Annotated in this window: 8 protein-coding genes; all 8 read right to left on the reverse strand. The window is 32.8% G+C overall.

Going from position 1 to position 17,715, the window contains the following annotated elements; all coding sequences use genetic code 11:
• Positions 1 to 10 precede the first annotated feature (10 nt).
• Positions 11 to 1,774 carry a T9SS type A sorting domain-containing protein gene (locus tag FP421_RS14300; protein WP_159951779.1) on the reverse strand — a complete coding sequence of 588 codons (1,764 nt, stop codon included), beginning with the start codon at positions 1,772 to 1,774 and terminating at the stop codon, positions 11 to 13.
• Positions 1,775 to 1,929: 155 nt separating this feature from the next.
• Complete coding sequence (locus FP421_RS14305) at positions 1,930 to 4,767, reverse strand: glycosyl hydrolase (protein ID WP_159951781.1); 2,838 nt, start codon at positions 4,765 to 4,767, stop codon at positions 1,930 to 1,932.
• Between the two features lie 144 nt (positions 4,768 to 4,911).
• Entirely contained in the window at positions 4,912 to 8,493 is a 3,582-nt protein-coding gene (locus FP421_RS14310; protein WP_159951783.1) for an alpha-L-rhamnosidase-related protein, read from the reverse strand.
• Positions 8,494 to 8,809: 316 nt separating this feature from the next.
• Entirely contained in the window at positions 8,810 to 9,733 is a 924-nt protein-coding gene (locus FP421_RS14315) for an alpha/beta hydrolase (protein WP_159951785.1), read from the reverse strand.
• A 271-nt stretch (positions 9,734 to 10,004) separates the two neighbouring features.
• Positions 10,005 to 12,563 (reverse strand): InlB B-repeat-containing protein, encoded by a 2,559-nt coding sequence (locus tag FP421_RS14320; RefSeq protein ID WP_159951787.1) that lies wholly within the window; start codon positions 12,561 to 12,563, stop codon positions 10,005 to 10,007.
• A gap of 99 nt (positions 12,564 to 12,662) precedes the next feature.
• Positions 12,663 to 13,715 (reverse strand): L-rhamnose/proton symporter RhaT, encoded by a 1,053-nt coding sequence (gene rhaT, locus FP421_RS14325; protein WP_159951789.1) that lies wholly within the window; start codon positions 13,713 to 13,715, stop codon positions 12,663 to 12,665.
• Between the two features lie 25 nt (positions 13,716 to 13,740).
• A complete protein-coding gene (locus FP421_RS14330) occupies positions 13,741 to 15,147 on the reverse strand; it encodes a sulfatase (RefSeq protein WP_159951791.1) in 1,407 nt (468 codons plus the stop codon).
• Between the two features lie 101 nt (positions 15,148 to 15,248).
• The gene (locus FP421_RS14335) at positions 15,249 to 17,645 is read right to left on the reverse strand and encodes a glycoside hydrolase family 3 N-terminal domain-containing protein (RefSeq protein ID WP_159951793.1); all 2,397 of its coding nucleotides are present in this window, start codon (positions 17,643 to 17,645) and stop codon (positions 15,249 to 15,251) included.
• Positions 17,646 to 17,715 lie beyond the last annotated feature (70 nt).

Consider the following 17,715-nt stretch of genomic DNA (forward strand, 5'->3'; position numbering starts at 1 on the left):
TATACTTATCTTATTTTACTATAATTTTATGATTAGAAATCCCTTGCTCACTCTCTAATTGTAATATGTAAATGCCTTTTTGTGTATTCTCAAAACGCACTTGTTTTTCTGATATAAAATCACCTTTCTGAACTTCCACTCCATTAATTGAATAAATTCTATATTGTGCCTTTTCTCTATTGTTTATTTTGATATTAAACACACCTTTAGACGGATTAGGGTAAATACTAATTATTTCTTCTTGTACTATCTCTGAAGTGGATAATGTAGCATTAGTTAATTCAATAATATTTATAGAAAGTTTAGGCAAAGTAATTCCTTCACTTCCATGATTAATTAAAGTTAACGGATCTACATCAATACCCATAGCTCTTTCTTCATCTATTTTATTAAATGCAATCGCTTTGTGAATTGATACATCAGTATATTCCTCTCCATCTACATTTATATTGAAAGGCACATCTTGATTACTAAGGTTTACAACGAAAACAGAGATCTTACCATTTTTTGTCACTACTCTTGCGTTAACAGCTTTTACACCATCTACTAAATTTGATACTTCTACGTCACTGTCTATTAATGTGGTATTTTCCAGAGCCAAACGAATGATTTCATAAGCTGAACCAAATAATGTTTTCTCTAAAGGATACTTAATTCTTGGGCGCTCTTTACCACTAGGAGAAATATAGGTTTCCCAAACGTAATGAGAGTTTAATTGCCCATTTACACTAAACCAGTTTGCGCGCTCAAAAATATCTTGATGTTGACTCATAAAAATATAACAATCTGCCATTCCTAAAACAGAAACCGCATTTGGACCACCAGATTTTACGCCCCATTCTGTTAACCAGATTGGTTTATTAGGTGCCACTTTATGGGCATAATTATAAATTGAATTTCCTAAATGTTTTCTAGCTGTAAGTGCAGTACTATAAGCTTCATCGCTATTATTAGAATCATCGGGATCTGAACCTACATAAGTATGTACTGTAACTGCATCAAAATACGTAAGATCTTCCGTTAAATCTTTATTCCAGTTAGGGTTTGCCCAACTATCTCTTCTTAATAAAGGTACAGAAACTCTTATGTTGGGATCTTTAGCTTTTAAAGCTGCAGACATCGATTTTGCTCTAGCAATATAATCTTCAGTATTTGGTATTATTGAGCTTCTTTGACCAGGATAAAAGTTTTCATTCCCCAACTCTATAACTTTTACTTCAAAACCTCTAGAAATCAAATCATTATACCTTGCTATCGTTTCTGGGCTTTCATTATTAAAATCAGTTCCATCTGCGCTCATATTAAATGTCCACATCATATCAAACCCTTTACCTGTTTGAGATTTTCTTGTTGCATTTAAACTTGTAAGTCCATCAATACCCACTTTAATATTATTAGTATCAAATATCTTTATATTGGCTAATAAATCAGGTTTTTTTGTTTTAATCGTTTTATTTACTCCTTGTTCGTATTGAAAAGATTCTTCTCCAAAAAGTCTAGTAACATCTCTTCTCCAATCGTACCAATTTGCCCATAAACCGTGAGGAAATCTTATGGTTATTGGTTTTAGTTTATTTATTAAGTCTTTTTCTTTTGCAGTTGAAAAATGATGTGTATTTGTACCCAGTAATAGATTATTAAACACTTCTGTCTTCGAAGATGTTATATTAATTGTTGCTTCCATATTGGTAGGCAAATTAAATGGGTAATCTTGAGAAAATACAGATACAGTGAGCAGTAAGGTAATGCAAAAACAAAGTAATTTCTTCAACATTTCTATAATATTTAACTTTTAGTTACTCAAAAATAAAATTCTTTTCTAAGAACAGTATCCTGCACAGTCCTTCAAAAAAGTTGATTTTAATTAAAGTTCTATCAACCTGAAACTTTAAAATTATACTTGAAACTATCAGTATTGTATAAATAGTATCAATAACTTAAAAGTTTTACAGGACCTTCTAATCCTGTTGGCGCCAAATCTTTGTAATTTCTAGTCCATCTATTCGTTAAAGGATTGTTGAGTGATTTACAATAATTAGCCAATACTGTAGTATATTTTATTTCTATTTTATTTTCTCCTTTTTTTAGATGGTTTTCAATTTCATAAATTGCTTTTCCATACCAGCGTTTTCCAACTTTTTTACCATTTACGTACAATTCTGTAATTCCTCCATTTACATTTCCTAAATCTAAGTGGTTGTAATCACCATCATTATTTAGGGTTATTGTGTAACTAATTTCTCCTCCAAATGAGCTTTTTGTTTTGTCTTCTGACTTGCTAAAATCAATCAATTCATCCATTTGCCAAGTAAACGTTTTTCCATCAACTCTAGTTCCTGTAACATTCCAAGTACCAGTAATTTCTGTTGAAGTTTGAATCTTAGTTATTTTATTTAAAGGCTTTTCTATTGGTTTTTCATCTTCAAAAACTAACAATAAAGATTCTAAAGGATTCAAGGAAATTTCTAACTCATTTGCATTTTTAGCATAATAATATGGTTTTCTTTTTCCAGTTTCTGGATTCCATATATAAGGATATTTCCCTTTTACAGGAAAATCAGCCTTAAATTTTGCAGCCTCAAATTTGTGAACATTTGTAAAAAAATACAATTCTTTCTCTTTCGTATATTGATGAATTTGATACACTTTTTTAGAAGGATTACTTATCACTACATCTGGAACAATTGCAGATTTCTCAAGAAAACCTTTTGTCCAATTGAGTAGGTTTTTTAAGGATTTTGGCTGATTAACTTGGATAAATGCGTTTGGATTTTTAGCTAAGAGATTCTCCATGATTTCTTTAACTTTTTCATCGTTTTTATCTGAATCTTTAAAGTGCAATGATTTTTTTGGAAGCTCATCAATTACAACAACTTTACCTCCTGAAGCCACAAATTTCTGAATGGCAATAGCGGTTTCTGGATGAATGGATTGCAAACTAGCTAAAACCAATAGTTTATAACGCATTTTTCCAAAAGCAATTTCACCATTTTTGATTTCAGCTTTAGTCAACACATTTTGATTGATATATTCACAAGAATAGCCCAAATGACTGATAGGTTCCCAGATTTTATGTAAATATTTTGGCTCCATATGAAAAGGCTCTCTTGCCAAACCTTTATCTCCCCAAATATCAGCAGTTGGCCCAATAATGGCAATCGATTTATCTGCTTGCGAATTTTGAAAAACCGTTGATAATCTGGCATTATAATCTACCCAACTATTGAGGTGTTTCCACCAGGTATTTTGTTCACTAAAATAGGCTCCATAACGAATCCAACCAGGAAAAGGTGCTGATTTTGGAGAATAATTATAACCGTGTAAAATTGAATGATTAATCCCTGTGATGAAATTCATATCATCATGCTGCTTAATTTCTTCTAAAGTGGTTTTAAAAACACCACGTGTATTGGTCATTACTTCTGAACTTATAATCTTTTTATTTGTAAGATGTCCTCCAGCAGAAGCATATAGGTTCCAAGTCATATACCCATGATTTTGATTCCATTGCCATAAAGAATCTTTCATTTCTGCAGAATAAATCCAATTGTTACTTTCTGGGATATCAGGTATCATATAGCCATCCAACATTCCCATTAAAAATGGTGTTCCATAGGCTTGATATCTACACAATACACCATTTTCTTCACAGAAATCTTTATAGGTTTGGGTAAAGTTTTTTAAGAAAACCTCTACCAACAAGTTGTTGTAATCGTAACGAACACGCTTTAATTTCTCTTTAAAGTCTGATGAAAAACTGTTTGCATAATCATCATTACCATAATTCCCTTTGGCTGAATAAAAAACAAAAGGCATCCATTCTTTTAATTGATAGCCATAAGCATTGTAAAAAAGTGTCTCAAAACCATCTGTCCAATTAGCACCAGAAACTTCAATACTGTCACAAAAAATAGCTCTAATTAATTGATTTAAAGGAATCCCAGAACGTTCAGAAATTTTCTTTAATCTGCTTAAATAAGCCAAAGTCATTTCTTTTTTATAATGATCCATTACTGGTCCTGCTCCTCCTGGAGCACCTAAAGTAACCTCTCTAAAATTTTGCTGAATTAACGCATAACTCAGATAATAATCACCAGGTTTTTCAATTTTATAGGTTAGTTTTTTGTTTTTATCTAAAAATCCTGAAAGGTTAATAATTTCATCTTCATCATTACAATTTACAGGAACTAACGCTAAATTAGCAAGCGTATACGTTGTTCTTTTACTGATATGTCTTTGTGATCGAGATTTACGGTATTTTTTTTTGTACAAGTTGATTAGGTAATCTTCATCAACTTCAATAATTGCATTTGAGCCAAACAAAATTTTATCAGTTACCATTCGCTGACTCGTTTCTTCGTCTTTTAAAAACTCGCCTCCAAATGGCCAACCTGTTCCAGCAATAATATCTGTAATCATCCCCAAATCTTTCGCTTTTTTTGCAGCGTGAACAACCATATCTACCCATTCATCACTCATCCAAACTAGTGATTTCTCACTTTTATCAAATGCGAGTGGCATCGCAATAGGATTTATTTCTACACCACCAAAGCCAACATTTTTTAGCGATTCTAATTGTCTATCAAGTTCTTTTGCTTTGATTTTATTACCATTCCACCACCAACGTACAAAAGGTCTTGCTTCTGCTGGCGGATTTTGGAATTTGCTAAATAAATCTTGTTTGTTTGTATTTTTTAGACTGTTTTCTTCACAAGAAGAAACTATCAAAACTAGTAGAAAAGCAAAAAAATAATAGTACCCTTTCATTTATTAAGTAGTATTAACGTATAATATTTGTTGAAAAATAGACTTTCTTTCAAGAATTATCATCCTGTACTTACTTGTCAATGAGAATTAAATGAAATAGATGTTTTTTAATTAGGTTTTTTTTTACGTTTTCATACTATTATCCTATTGTTTGATAAATTTTGATTCGTAAGGTTTACCTTGAACATCAGTCATTCTAATTATATATACTCCATTACTTAATGAAGACATATCTAAGGTATTAGCATTTACAGTGAATGTTTTTATCATTCTTCCTGATAAATCGTACACTTTTGCTTTCACCATTTTACTACCTTTAATAGTCATCATTTTACGAACTGGATTTGGAAACAAGTTTATGTTATTGATTTCAAGTTTATTATCAGTAATACTAAGACTTGAAAGGTAATCTTGAAGATTTTCAATATTCATTACTTCATTAATTTCAGATTCAGAAAGTACATCATTAAACATATACACTTCATCTAACATCCCAGTAAAATTTCGTACAATTTGAGAGGCTGAAAATGAACCAAAAATTAGTTTACCAATAGATTTAGGTTTATCAGTTTCAAATTCATAACCTTCAGCAATACTTCCACGTTGTTGCCCATTTACATAAAATTTATGCTGTCTTTGTCCTTCTCTTTGGTCTATTACCAAAGCAATATGCAACCAGTCATCTTTTTCATTGTTATCTACATTAAAAGAAATGGATTTTTTTTGATGTGAAGATCTAAAGCTTAAATCAGCACCATTAGAATATAATAAAGTACGTCCATTTGTAGGTTGTAAAATGTCACCACGAGTTGTGTAATCTGTAACCTTCAACCAAAACGCAATTGTATAAGCAGTTTCAGAACTGTATTCGAAAACATTATTTGCAGATGTAAAATAGGATCCTTCTGTATAACTAAATGCTGCTCCTTTACCATATTTTCCACTAGAATAAGTTACAGCAGACCCCATAGTTGCATCATTATTATTACCACTTTCATCAGTACCACTATCTTCTAAGGGTAAATAAAACAGAAGTTTGTTCGTAAAAATACCTGCTTTATCTAAAACCTTAAACTTTATAGTTGCTTCAGCAGTTTTACCATCAGTATCTGTAACTATAGCCTTTAACTCATATTCTCCACCTTCTAAATCTAACAATGATGACGTACTTGATGAAGAAAAATTATAAGGTGTATCTGTTTTTGTAGCTATCAATTGATCATCAAGAAACAATTCTACTTTTTCAATGCCTTCATCATCGCTAACATTTAATTCAATATCTAGAGACGAATAACCTTTTTCAATTTCGCTATCTGCACTAGGGCTAATAAACGAAATTTCAGGAGCATAGTCTACAAATACGCTTGCATTAAACTCCCAAACTCCAGGTATCACATTGAATTTTAGAAAAGCATCATCCTCACTATTAAAAGAGATTCCCTGAACTGCATCTACAAATGCATTATCTTTCCAAACAGTTACACCTCCAACAGTTACTTCAAAAATTTCTGTATTTGTTTTTGGTATTCCTACAACTGCAGTGGTATTATTTGGCGATTCTATTTTGAGGTTAAAATTTGTTTTACCAGCAGTAACCTCAACTAATATGTCTCCTTTAACAGAAGGTACTTTCGTTTTAAAAGAATCCAAATTAGTTAAAGTTGGACATACTTCGTAAGATGCCCAAGCAACTTCGGTAGCTTTAATTCCTGTTATATAACGAGATAATATATAGTTAGGTGCATTCCAAGCGTGGTTAGGCGTACCCAAACTACCTTTTGGATCACTCTCAAAACGTTCGTACAAGGTCGTTAAATTCGGGTTATCCACCTGAAAATCATATACCTCTCTCATTCTCGTTAATGCTTTTTCTGGGTGCCCTAACTGCATTAATGCCTCTTCTGCTAACCATTCAAAATGTGGACTTGATTTTCTAACTGGGAATAACACTTCATTTACTAAAGTCTCATAGTGACTTTCATCAGCTAAACCTGCTATAACAGCCAGTGAACTAACACGTTCTTCAATTGCGTTTCCTGAAGTATTATAACTACTACCTCTCCAATATTTTTGTACATAGTTTTGCTTGATGCTATTAATTCTGTTATCATACCAAGGTATATCTTCAGTTTTATCTAATACAATAGCCATTTTTTTGGCTGCTTTTAGTGCGATATAATACCATGTAGCTCTTATTGCGTGTGAATCACGATCGCTTCCCCAATCTGTCCAATTTACGCCTCCTATCCTATTTTCTGGCATCCCATCTGAAGCCATATTCCATAATTTTAGGTACGTTAATATAGCTGGATATGCATTTTCTATAGTCGCTTTATCACCAGTATTATAATAATATTGCCAAACCACATTGTCAATAAATTGCAGACTTTGTGCTGCAAATTCGGCAGTTTTAGTTTGAAAACTACCAAAACCTGGAGTCAAGCCTTCTATGATATCTCCTCTTCGATAGTTAATGGTATTATCAATGGCTTTCTTTAATAATTTTCTTCCTGCTTCATCTAAAGTATAGAAAATTGCTCCTGTTTGATCACCAACATCTCCAATCCACAATGCTCTTTCTCTATCTGGGCAATCCATATATCCATCTCTTGCACAGATGTATAAAGTATTTCTTGCCATCCACCATAAACGATTGTAAAATTGATCATCACATTCAAAATTACCTGTCATTTCACCTACACCTGTCCAACGATATTTTAGTTCTTGTACTTCTACTCCTGAAGGAATGCTGTATTCGACATAATGTCCATTGAACCAAGTATATCCTTCAAATTCTTGAACACCACTTTTAGAAATATAAGTTGATTTTAACAAGTGAAGATTATTATCAGTATCTATAACAACAGTTTTACCAGATGTAGCATTCAACTTTATATAAGGAGTAATTTGCTGGTTGAATGGTAGTTTTGCTCTTATCGTTTTATTAGACCCAGTATTGTTGATATAAGGGAGTTGAATTGTAGCCCCATTTACTGTCATTGATGGATAATCTGTTAATCCTCTATCATTCCATTGAGGTATAGCACGTTCTACCAAATTGCCCCAAGGTTGACTATTTACACCTCCTTTTTCTGTAGGTGTGTCCCAATTACTATCATCATAACCTACAGTATACCAAGCACTATCTGTCCAATCACGCAATGCATTTCGAGCATCGAATTTTACGCTATAAGGGGTAATTCTATTATCTGCTCCACCTCCACCACTATTTGGATCATAGGCTGGATGTAATTTCATTTTCCACGAGGTATTTGTATTTAAGTCTGAATTCCAATCAGCAGAAACATATAAACCTCCTTTACCACTATCTAAGTGCGACTTTCTTGTACGTCCAAAATACCAAGCTAAAATGGCTATGGTATTTTCACCCGATTTTAAGTAAGGTGCCAAATCAACTGGATCGTAATACGTGGTATTTGGTGCAGCGCCTCTTGCCAATCCTCCTTCAAACAACACCATCTTTCCATTTATCCAAAGCCAATATTTACTATCGACAGCAATTTTCACCATTGCTTCTGATGGAACTGCATCAATAGTAATGGTTTTTCGAAATGCCATCCAAGTATTGGCTGGCCCATCTTGTTGTTGCCAAATCCATTGAGATTGCGCATTTACAGAAGTTATTGAAATTGTTAGAAGGAAAAAAAGAGATAATAAAAATTCTTTTCTTTTAATTTCACTGTAAAATTCTTTTTTGCTATTCATTACTTTGATGGATAAAATCTTCTCAACTTATTATGTGGACGTAACCTGAAGTTTGTCTATTTTTTTTTCGGGCTACTATATTAAAAAGAATATGCGTAAAAAGTATCCTGTTAACTCCTGATATATGTATATAAACTTGAAATTAGCCTTTGATTATTTGGATTGTAAGGTCAGCTTTCGAATTCATAAAAATTTTCATTTTTACACTAATCTAAATATTTCTTCAGTGAAAATTTAAAACATAAAAAAGCAAACATCACTATTAACATGATATTTGCTTTCTATAAATTTATAGTGTTTTGTTCTTTTTTTAATATTACTGTTTGTTTAATTTATCTATAAGAAACTCAACCAATGAATTATATTTCGTTTTGGAACTTGGGTATTTTAAATGAGCTTCTACATTTAACTCGTCCATTTTTTCTTTAAGTGCAATTCCAAAATCTACATGATGAATAACCCAACCTTTAAATTTCTTTGGATTGTCTTTGCTTGGTGCAACAGCGTTTGGATTCATCGAATATTGCATATAAATAGGTGGGTCATCAGTTGAAACCAAAGCCAAAGCAGATATGCTCTTTGCTATTTCATCGGCTTCTTCCATATTTTCAACACCATAGATTTGAAGACGTGTTTTACTTTTAAATTCTGACTCTGTACCTGGCGCATATTTAGCTAGATGTTTAATCCAAAAATCAGACTCCATAGTAGTTTGCCCAATATTCGAGGCTACACAAGTAATACGAGTGGACTCCTTTTCTATTGGATTAGTACTTTTAGAGTCTGCCATTTCATCATTAAAGGCAAGCCACATAGATATTTGAGCTCCTGCTGAACTTCCCCATACTCCAATCTTGTCTTTATCAATTCCCCACGAATCAGCTTTGAAACGAATAAATTGCAAAGCTTTTTTTGCATCATGATGTGCAGCAGGTAAGGGAGCAATTTTTTTATAGCGATAATTAATGGAAGCAACCGATATTCCAGCCTTTAACAATCGAGATAATGGACGTGCATTAATTTTTTCTTTACTCCCATAATCAAACCCACCACCATGAATGTATATAACTAAAGGTGTTTTTTTGCTTTTGTCCGCAAACCAAATATCCAATACATTTCGTTCATGCTCTCCATATTTAACATTTGCTAAATCAGGTTCAGGTTTACTTTTTTGTGCAAAAGATAAATGTGATGTAAAGAAAACAAGTACGATAATAGTGATAGTTTTGAGGCTCTTCATTTTAGATAATTATATAAAAATTTATATACCTTTAGACAGCATCAATCTCAAATGGTTTAATCCAATTACTGACAACTTCTGATATATGTTTATATACTTGAAATTAGCCTTTGATAATTTGAATTATAAAGTCAGCTTTCGAATTCTTAAAATTTTTCATTTTTACACTAACTTAATTAATTCTTCAACGACAATAAAAAACATAGAAAAGCAAACATCACTATTAAAATGAAATTTGCTTTTTATAAAATTATAGTGTTTTGTTCTATTTTTAGTAAAGAAGTTTTACAAAAGAATTGTTGATATTTAGAATATAAACACCTTTAGCGTAAGAAGAAATATCAATAATATTCCCTTTCCCTTCAATCATTTTTTTTCCAGTAATGGAATATACTTTCCAATTTTGAGGAGTTTGATTTTTTATTTGAAACACTCCATTGTTACTTGGATTAGGAAAAATACTAATCTTTTCTATTTTATTTTTATCAACAGATAATTGACCATTAGAAAATATGGCTTTGATATTTATATCTGATGTTACTGTTATTGCTAATGGATTATCTGTACTTGTAACATCTCCTTCCCAACGTTCAAATTTCCAACCACTATCTGCAATTGCATTTAAACTCAATTCTTGCCCATTGATTGCAGTTCCACTCCTATAATTTAACACACCCTGACCTTCTTTACTGAGTGTTATGGAATGAATAGTTGAATTAATTGGAACAAACTCTATACTATCAAAAACAATACTTCCAGAAGTAAAATTATTATAAAATTTAAATTCATTGATTGTATCTGTCCATAATCCCCAATTTGTTAAATCGAAATCTAAAGTATGCCATTGGTTATCATTAGGTACTATTTCTTTTTTTCTTCCAGACACAAAACTTGTACCTGGTGCATTTGGTGCCATTTGAAGATCTGGTTTATCAGTACTATTCTTTACTACAATTCTTAAAGTACCATACAAACTCGCATTGATGTTTAAATCAGTTATGGCTAACATTGGCCAAGAAACATCAGAAGAAAAATCTACACTTAATTGATCATTATCTGTATCTATAGTCATCCCTGACTTAACCGCAGACCAAGCCGAAAAATCTTCAGTAGTCTTCCAGACAAAAGTTGCTGGAGTTATTACTTCTTCAAAAAAAAAATCAGGTCTAAATTCAAACTTTTCAAAAGCAAAAGAGCCTATTTCCGTACTTAAACTAACCACAGACCCTGACCCCTCATCATTTCGTTCTTTAGTGGTAATACTTGTCCATTCTGTAAATTTATGCGGGTTTGGATTTTCATAATTTTGATAGGCTGTATACCCTGCCTCTGTTAAGGTACGATCTGGTGCACCTTTCTCATCATAACCACTCATTACGAAGTTTGAGTTATCAATTAAAAAATTCTGTAGTTTATTATTCTCTTTGCCATAAGATTTGCTTCGATAATATAATGTTGTTCCAACAGGTAAATCTGTAGTAAACGAAATTTCTACAGTTTCATTCGCTTTATAAGTAATGGAACTACTATTGTAATTATATAGTAAGACATCATATTCATCTTTTGTTCCATTTTTAGCAAAAATTGCATCCAACTCGTTTGTTGACGTATTCGGATACCCTGAAATACTGGTTTCATAGCGAACCAAACCTTGCATTGCATCTAATTCTTTTATTCCATCTGGGTTTTCACTACCCGTTCTATTTCCCCACCTGTAAATAAATTCTAAGCCTTTGTCTTTATTTTTATAAAACGTATGGGAAAAAATTAATTCTACGATTTCTCTATGTGAAGTTTCGCAGCCAATTGTTCCTTTACCATCCGCACCATTCATAGTTGTAACCGTTTTATACTCCATTATATCTATTGATGTTTCGGAATTCCATTTTGGATTATTGATTAACGGTGCAAAGTTTTTATCATACTTTCCATTCATATCCCTTTTACCACTATTTCCAATAATAATATAATCTGATAATCCCCAAAAATCGCATTTAATATTGTTCGCGTGATTGTAATCAATAAGATCATCAATAAACGAAGCATAAGGTTCTCCTTTATAATTTAGAATAGTAGCATCATTCCTATACAAAAAACCAGGATTTCTAGTATGCAAACCTACTTTTGCATTAGGTAAAATGGCTCTTACAGCACTTTCTGTATTTGCAAAGTGTTCAATAAAATCTTGTTTTGTGCCATACCAATGTTCTGGAGTTTCTATTTCTGAACCTACTCTAAATCGCCATTTTAAGACTTGTTCTTCTCCATACGTTTCTACCAATTTGGTCATCAACGCTTTTATAAAATCATGATAGGCTTGTTTATCTTTAGGAGGCAAAGAATTTCCATAAATGGATATTCTTTCATCTTCACGAAAGTTAACATTATCTCTTGTACCCTTTGGAATAAAAGTATAACCATGTTGAAATGCCCATGGAGGTTGATCTAAAGCAATTTGTAAAATTTCGGTTTGTGAATTGACTACTTTATTCAATCTTGTGATCAATGGATCCCATCTATACACATACTTATTGTTGATAGAATCGTATAAACAAGGATCGAAATCTAAATCTTTTACTCTCTTACCATTTACTTTTTTATTAATTCCCCCAACCATTCTAACAATATTCATCTTTAATCCTGGACGAATATTAGATCCATTTCTTGGACTAATTCTATTGGCAACATTCCAAACATTGTGAATTGGCAATTTTTTATCACTTTCACTTGTAAAATCTGTAGATAATTTTACCTGAGCTTGTGTGTAGGTGACCAAAGTAAAACTTAATAAAACAAAAACATATTTTTTTATAAAGTTTAAATTATTCATTATCTCTAATTTTTTATTGATTTTAATTTCTCTAAGCTAAAGTTTAATAACAAAATTAACATCCTGTAATATCCTGATGCTTTTATTCATATTTTCTTATCAAATTGAATTTCCAATACCCACCAAAACAACGGATAAAATAATCACTACAATTCCTGATGTTATGGTCCATTTTGTTTTTTTGGTTACACCTTGCCATTCTTTACGATAAACTCCCCATAGATTGGCAGTTAAAATAATAGTAGACATATGTAAAATCCAAGAACTTGCTCCATTTCCTAATTTACTTTCTCCCATTCCGTAAAAGAAAAATTGTAAAAACCATATGGTTCCTGCTAATGCAGAGAATAAAATATTATTACGGATTGGTGTACTTTTATTTGTAAAATCTTTATACGATTTATTTTTGATACTCAAAATGGTAGTCCATACTAAATTCGTAGCTAAACCACCCCAAAGAATCACCACAAAAGTTACATTGTTAGCGAACAAATGATCATAACCTGCTGCAACAGCAGCATCTGCTAATGGTTTTCCTGCTTCTATACCAAAGCTAAAAAATGAACTTAGAATACCTGAAAGGATTGCAACAATTAATCCTTTTATCAAATTGAATTCAGAAACACTCTTTTTCTTTTCTTCTTCTGATAATTCCTTTTCTTTTAGCATTCCTGCTTTTCCAGAAAGGGCAATCCCTAGAAGACAAACTAAAACTCCTAATAATACAACTTGACCACCTGTAGAAGATATCATCTCAGTAAATGAAGTTTTACCTTCTTGTGGATTAAAGTTATAATAAATTGATGGTACAATTGCCCCAAAAGCTGCACAAAAACCTAAAACTACAGAGTTTCCCAAAGACATCCCTAAATAACGAACCCCTAAACCATAAGACAACCCACCTATACCCCAAAGTAATCCCATTAAAAAGGTAATTCCTAAAATTGTATTGGAGCTTGATGCAATAATATCTACAAAACCTGGCACTGTTAAATAAGCTGCAATTGGAGGCACTATTAACCAAGACATAACTCCTCCAACCATCCAATAGGTTTCCCAAGACCAACCTTTTACTTTATTATAGGGCATGTAAAAACTACCCGCGGCAACGCCGCCTAATGAATGAAATAAAACTCCTAAAATTGCTTGCATAATTTTTTTTTAATATAAATTAGTATTAGATCTTATTGATGTACTCTAGATTTTTAGTTTTTGGAATAGGTGCATTCGTGTATTTCCACCATGTCTTCAATATTTTAAATAACTCTTCTTTCTTTTCTAGATTCGTTTCTGAAAGATTATTTCTTTCCCCAATATCTTCAGATAAATTATATAACTCAACACCATCATCTTCAAAATAATAATGAAGTTTCCAATCGCCTTTTCGTATAACAGAACCAGGACGTGTTCTAAATAAAGAATCCCTGTTTTCGTTATCATTTACATTATAGGCTTGTAAATAGATAGGGAAATGCCAAAACAAAGGACGTTCCAATTTTTCCTCTTTTCCTTCTAAAATCGAAGACAGATTATTTCCATCCAAAGTTAGACTTGCATTTTTCACTCCTGCATATTCTAAAATTGTTGGAAAGACATCTAGGTTTGTTATAGGCACATCGCTCTTAGAATTTGGTTTAATTTTATCGTTTAAGACAAAGAAAAATGGTTCTCTAATACCACCTTCATAATAGCTCCCTTTACCTGCTCGTAATGGTTTTTGTTTGGTTATTCCGTATAAACCACCATTATCTGAAGTAAAAACAATCAACGTATTATCAAACAAATGTTTTTCCTTTAGTTTATCGATAAGTAACCCTATATTTCTATCTAAATTATCAACCATAGAAGCATATTCTGGGTTTCCCTGACCTTTCCAAGGTGCTTTTTTTTCATATTTTGGTAAAATACTATCCACTGGCATTATGGGTACATGAACGGCATAAGGCGAATAATTAAGGTAAAATGGTTTTTGTACGGTATCTACAAATTGAATTGCTTTTTCCATTATAGCATCCGTAAGATATTTATCAGAATCACCTTCAATTATTACATTTTTGTATGGTGGCTTATAACTTTTAGGCAGTCCATTATGACCACCTCCAATATTTACATCAAATCCATATTCTAAAGGATTATTGCTTAAATGCCATTTTCCTGCCTGACAAGTCACGTAGCCGTTGTCTTGTAATACCTTTGGTAAAATAGTATGTTTTTTGGCGAGTGTATGTGTGTTTTTTATTGGAATCAATTTTCTGTCTTCAGATTTTCCACGTGTTGAAGGGCTAACGGTGTAAACCCCGTGACGTGGTGTCCATTGCCCTGTCATTAAACATGCTCTACTAGGGGCACAATTTGAAGCTGATGCATAACCATTTGTAAATACCATACCTAAGCTCGATAAATAATCTATGTTAGGAGTTTCATAATATTCACTTCCCATAAAACCAACATCTTTCCACCCCATATCATCAACATTTATAATGATGATATTAGGAGCTGTTACCTCTTGTTTTTTGTTGCATGAGGCTAATACCAATGTAAATAACAGTAAGGTTCTTAGCAGTAATTTGTAAACCATATTCATAAACTATTCTTCTTAATTTTTATATTAAAACGTGTTTTCTAAATGCAACACTAACCCTCATAAGTTTTACATTAGCTTCTCTGTGCGTTTTCTTATAAATCTTAACGCAACTTAAACTCTCCTTTTAGTTTGATATCAACAGAAGAAGCTCCAATGTTTACTTTAAATACGCCTGGTTCAACAATCCATGTATTATCTAAACCTAGCATTTCTAAATCGCGCTTGGGATTAATGGTAAATGTTACTTTACGAGATTCCCTTTTTTTTAAGGTTACTCGTTTAAAACCGCGCAGCAATTGGTCAAATGGAGACACAGAAGCTATTTGGTCTCTAAGATATAATTGTACCACCTCATCACCATTACGATTTCCCGTATTTTTAATGGTACAACTTATGGTAATGGTATCGTTTACGGAAGGATTCGCAGGACTTATCTTTAAATCGTTATACTCAAAAGATGTGTAACTTAAACCATGCCCAAAGTGATACAACGGATTGACCAAGCGTGTTTGTCCCCATCCATTTGGATCATTCTTTTTACTTTGTCCACCCCAAGCTTTTACACGGTATGGAAATGCCATTGGCAATTGCCCTACAGTACTTGGAAAAGTAACAGGTAGTTTTCCTCCTGGATTATAATCGCCAAATAAGGTTTCGGCAACTGCTTTTCCTACTTTTTCACCACCAAACCAACTTACGATTATACCTGGCACATACTGGTCTGTCCAGTTGATAGAAGCCGCACGACCAATCATTAATACAACAGTTACAGGCTTTCCTGATTTTACCATTTCTTGAATTAATAAACTTTGGTGTCCTGGTAAATTAAGTGAAGTTCTAGAATGCGCTTCTCCTGTAGTGAAATGATCGTCTCCCACAACAACTACAATAGCATCTGCTAACTTTGCTTTTTCTTTGGCTTCATTAAGTTCTGCCAACTCTTCTTGGTTAGGTGCTATTTGCATCACATCCGATTTTGGAAACATTGCATCTACATGATCGCAACCTTTGGCATACAATACATCTACTTTTTTTCCTAATCGTGCCTTAATCCCTTTTAAAGGCGTAATTACTTTTGATAGCCCTGGCCCGTACTTGCTAATCATTGGTTTTACATGGTTGGCGTTAGGTCCGGTTACTAATAATGTCTTGATTTTTTTAGCATTTAAAGGCAACGCCTCATCCTGATTTTTTAAAAGTACGATAGACTTTCTAGCCGCTTCTAAAGTAATAGCTTCATGTTCCTTATTATGCACAATACTTTCCGCTTTATCGGCATCAACAAAAGGCGTATCAAAAAGTCCTAATTTAAATTTTACACGTAACACATTAGCTACTCTAGCGTTTACGGTTTCTTCTGTAACTTTTCCTTGCTTTACAGCATCACGTAAGGGCTGTACCAAATCTTCCATTTTTTTAAAATCGGTACGTACATTAAGCCCTGCGTTGTAAGCTTTGGCTATGGCATCAACAACGGTTGGTTCTGTTTTATGTTTGGTATATTGCCAAAAATCTGCGCCACTATCTGAAACCACATAACCTTTAAAACCGTATTGGTTTCTTAACAATTCAGTTAAAAAATAATGACTTCCTGTTACAGGAACACCATCGTAGGTATTTAAAGAACTCATGGTACCCATCACATCAGTTTCTGTAAATACTTTGCGAAATGGTGCTAACAATAACTCGTGCATATCGCGAAAAGGTACTTGAGGATCAGTACGTCCCCCTCCATCACGTCCACCACTAGGAATACTATACGCTGCAAAATGTTTTACAGTGGATGCCATGCCCACAGATTGAATACCATTGACCTGTGCTTTTCCCATCTCACCTACTAAAAATGGATCTTCTCCATAACACTCTACCGCGCGTCCCCATCTTGGATCTCTACTTACATCTAATATTGGAGAATACACGTTAGTATAACCTACAGCTTTTCCTTCTCTACCTGTTACCATACCTACACGTTTTACCAAATCTAAATCCCAAGTGGCTCCTATCCCTGTTTGGTTTGGAAAATTAGAGGCGTTGATATACCCCACACCGCGAATGCCTTCGCAAGTAAAATCAACTGGGATTCCCAAACGTGTTTCCTCTAAAAACCATGCTTGAATTTCATTCATTAATTCTGCGTGTTCTTTAAAACCGAGATACGGTTTAATACCTCCACGTCCATTCATGTGCTCGTCTAAATTACCCGCGCCATCTTTCCAGATGCGTTTTTTCCAATCTTCTGTAGGATGTATGTCTTTAATGACTCTTTTGTATCCGTAAATAGTTCCAAACTGACAGGTTTTTTCATCTAATGTCATTTGAGACAATAGGTCATCTACACGTTTATCTATGGGTGCATTCGGATTTTCGTAGACATCCATTTTCCCATTTTTGTTCAAATCATTCCACCCTTTTTTATAGATTTTAGATTTTGTCTGCGCTATACTTAGTGTTGAAAATAAAAGTAGTAAGTAGCTTATGGTAAAAAGTTTTTGTTTCATTTTATTTTTATTTTCTTTCAACTTAAAATTGAAATTGCTTTAATACTTGGGAACTCATTTGATATGATTT

Source organism: Polaribacter septentrionalilitoris, assembly GCF_009832745.1.
Lineage (GTDB): Bacteria > Bacteroidota > Bacteroidia > Flavobacteriales > Flavobacteriaceae > Polaribacter > Polaribacter septentrionalilitoris.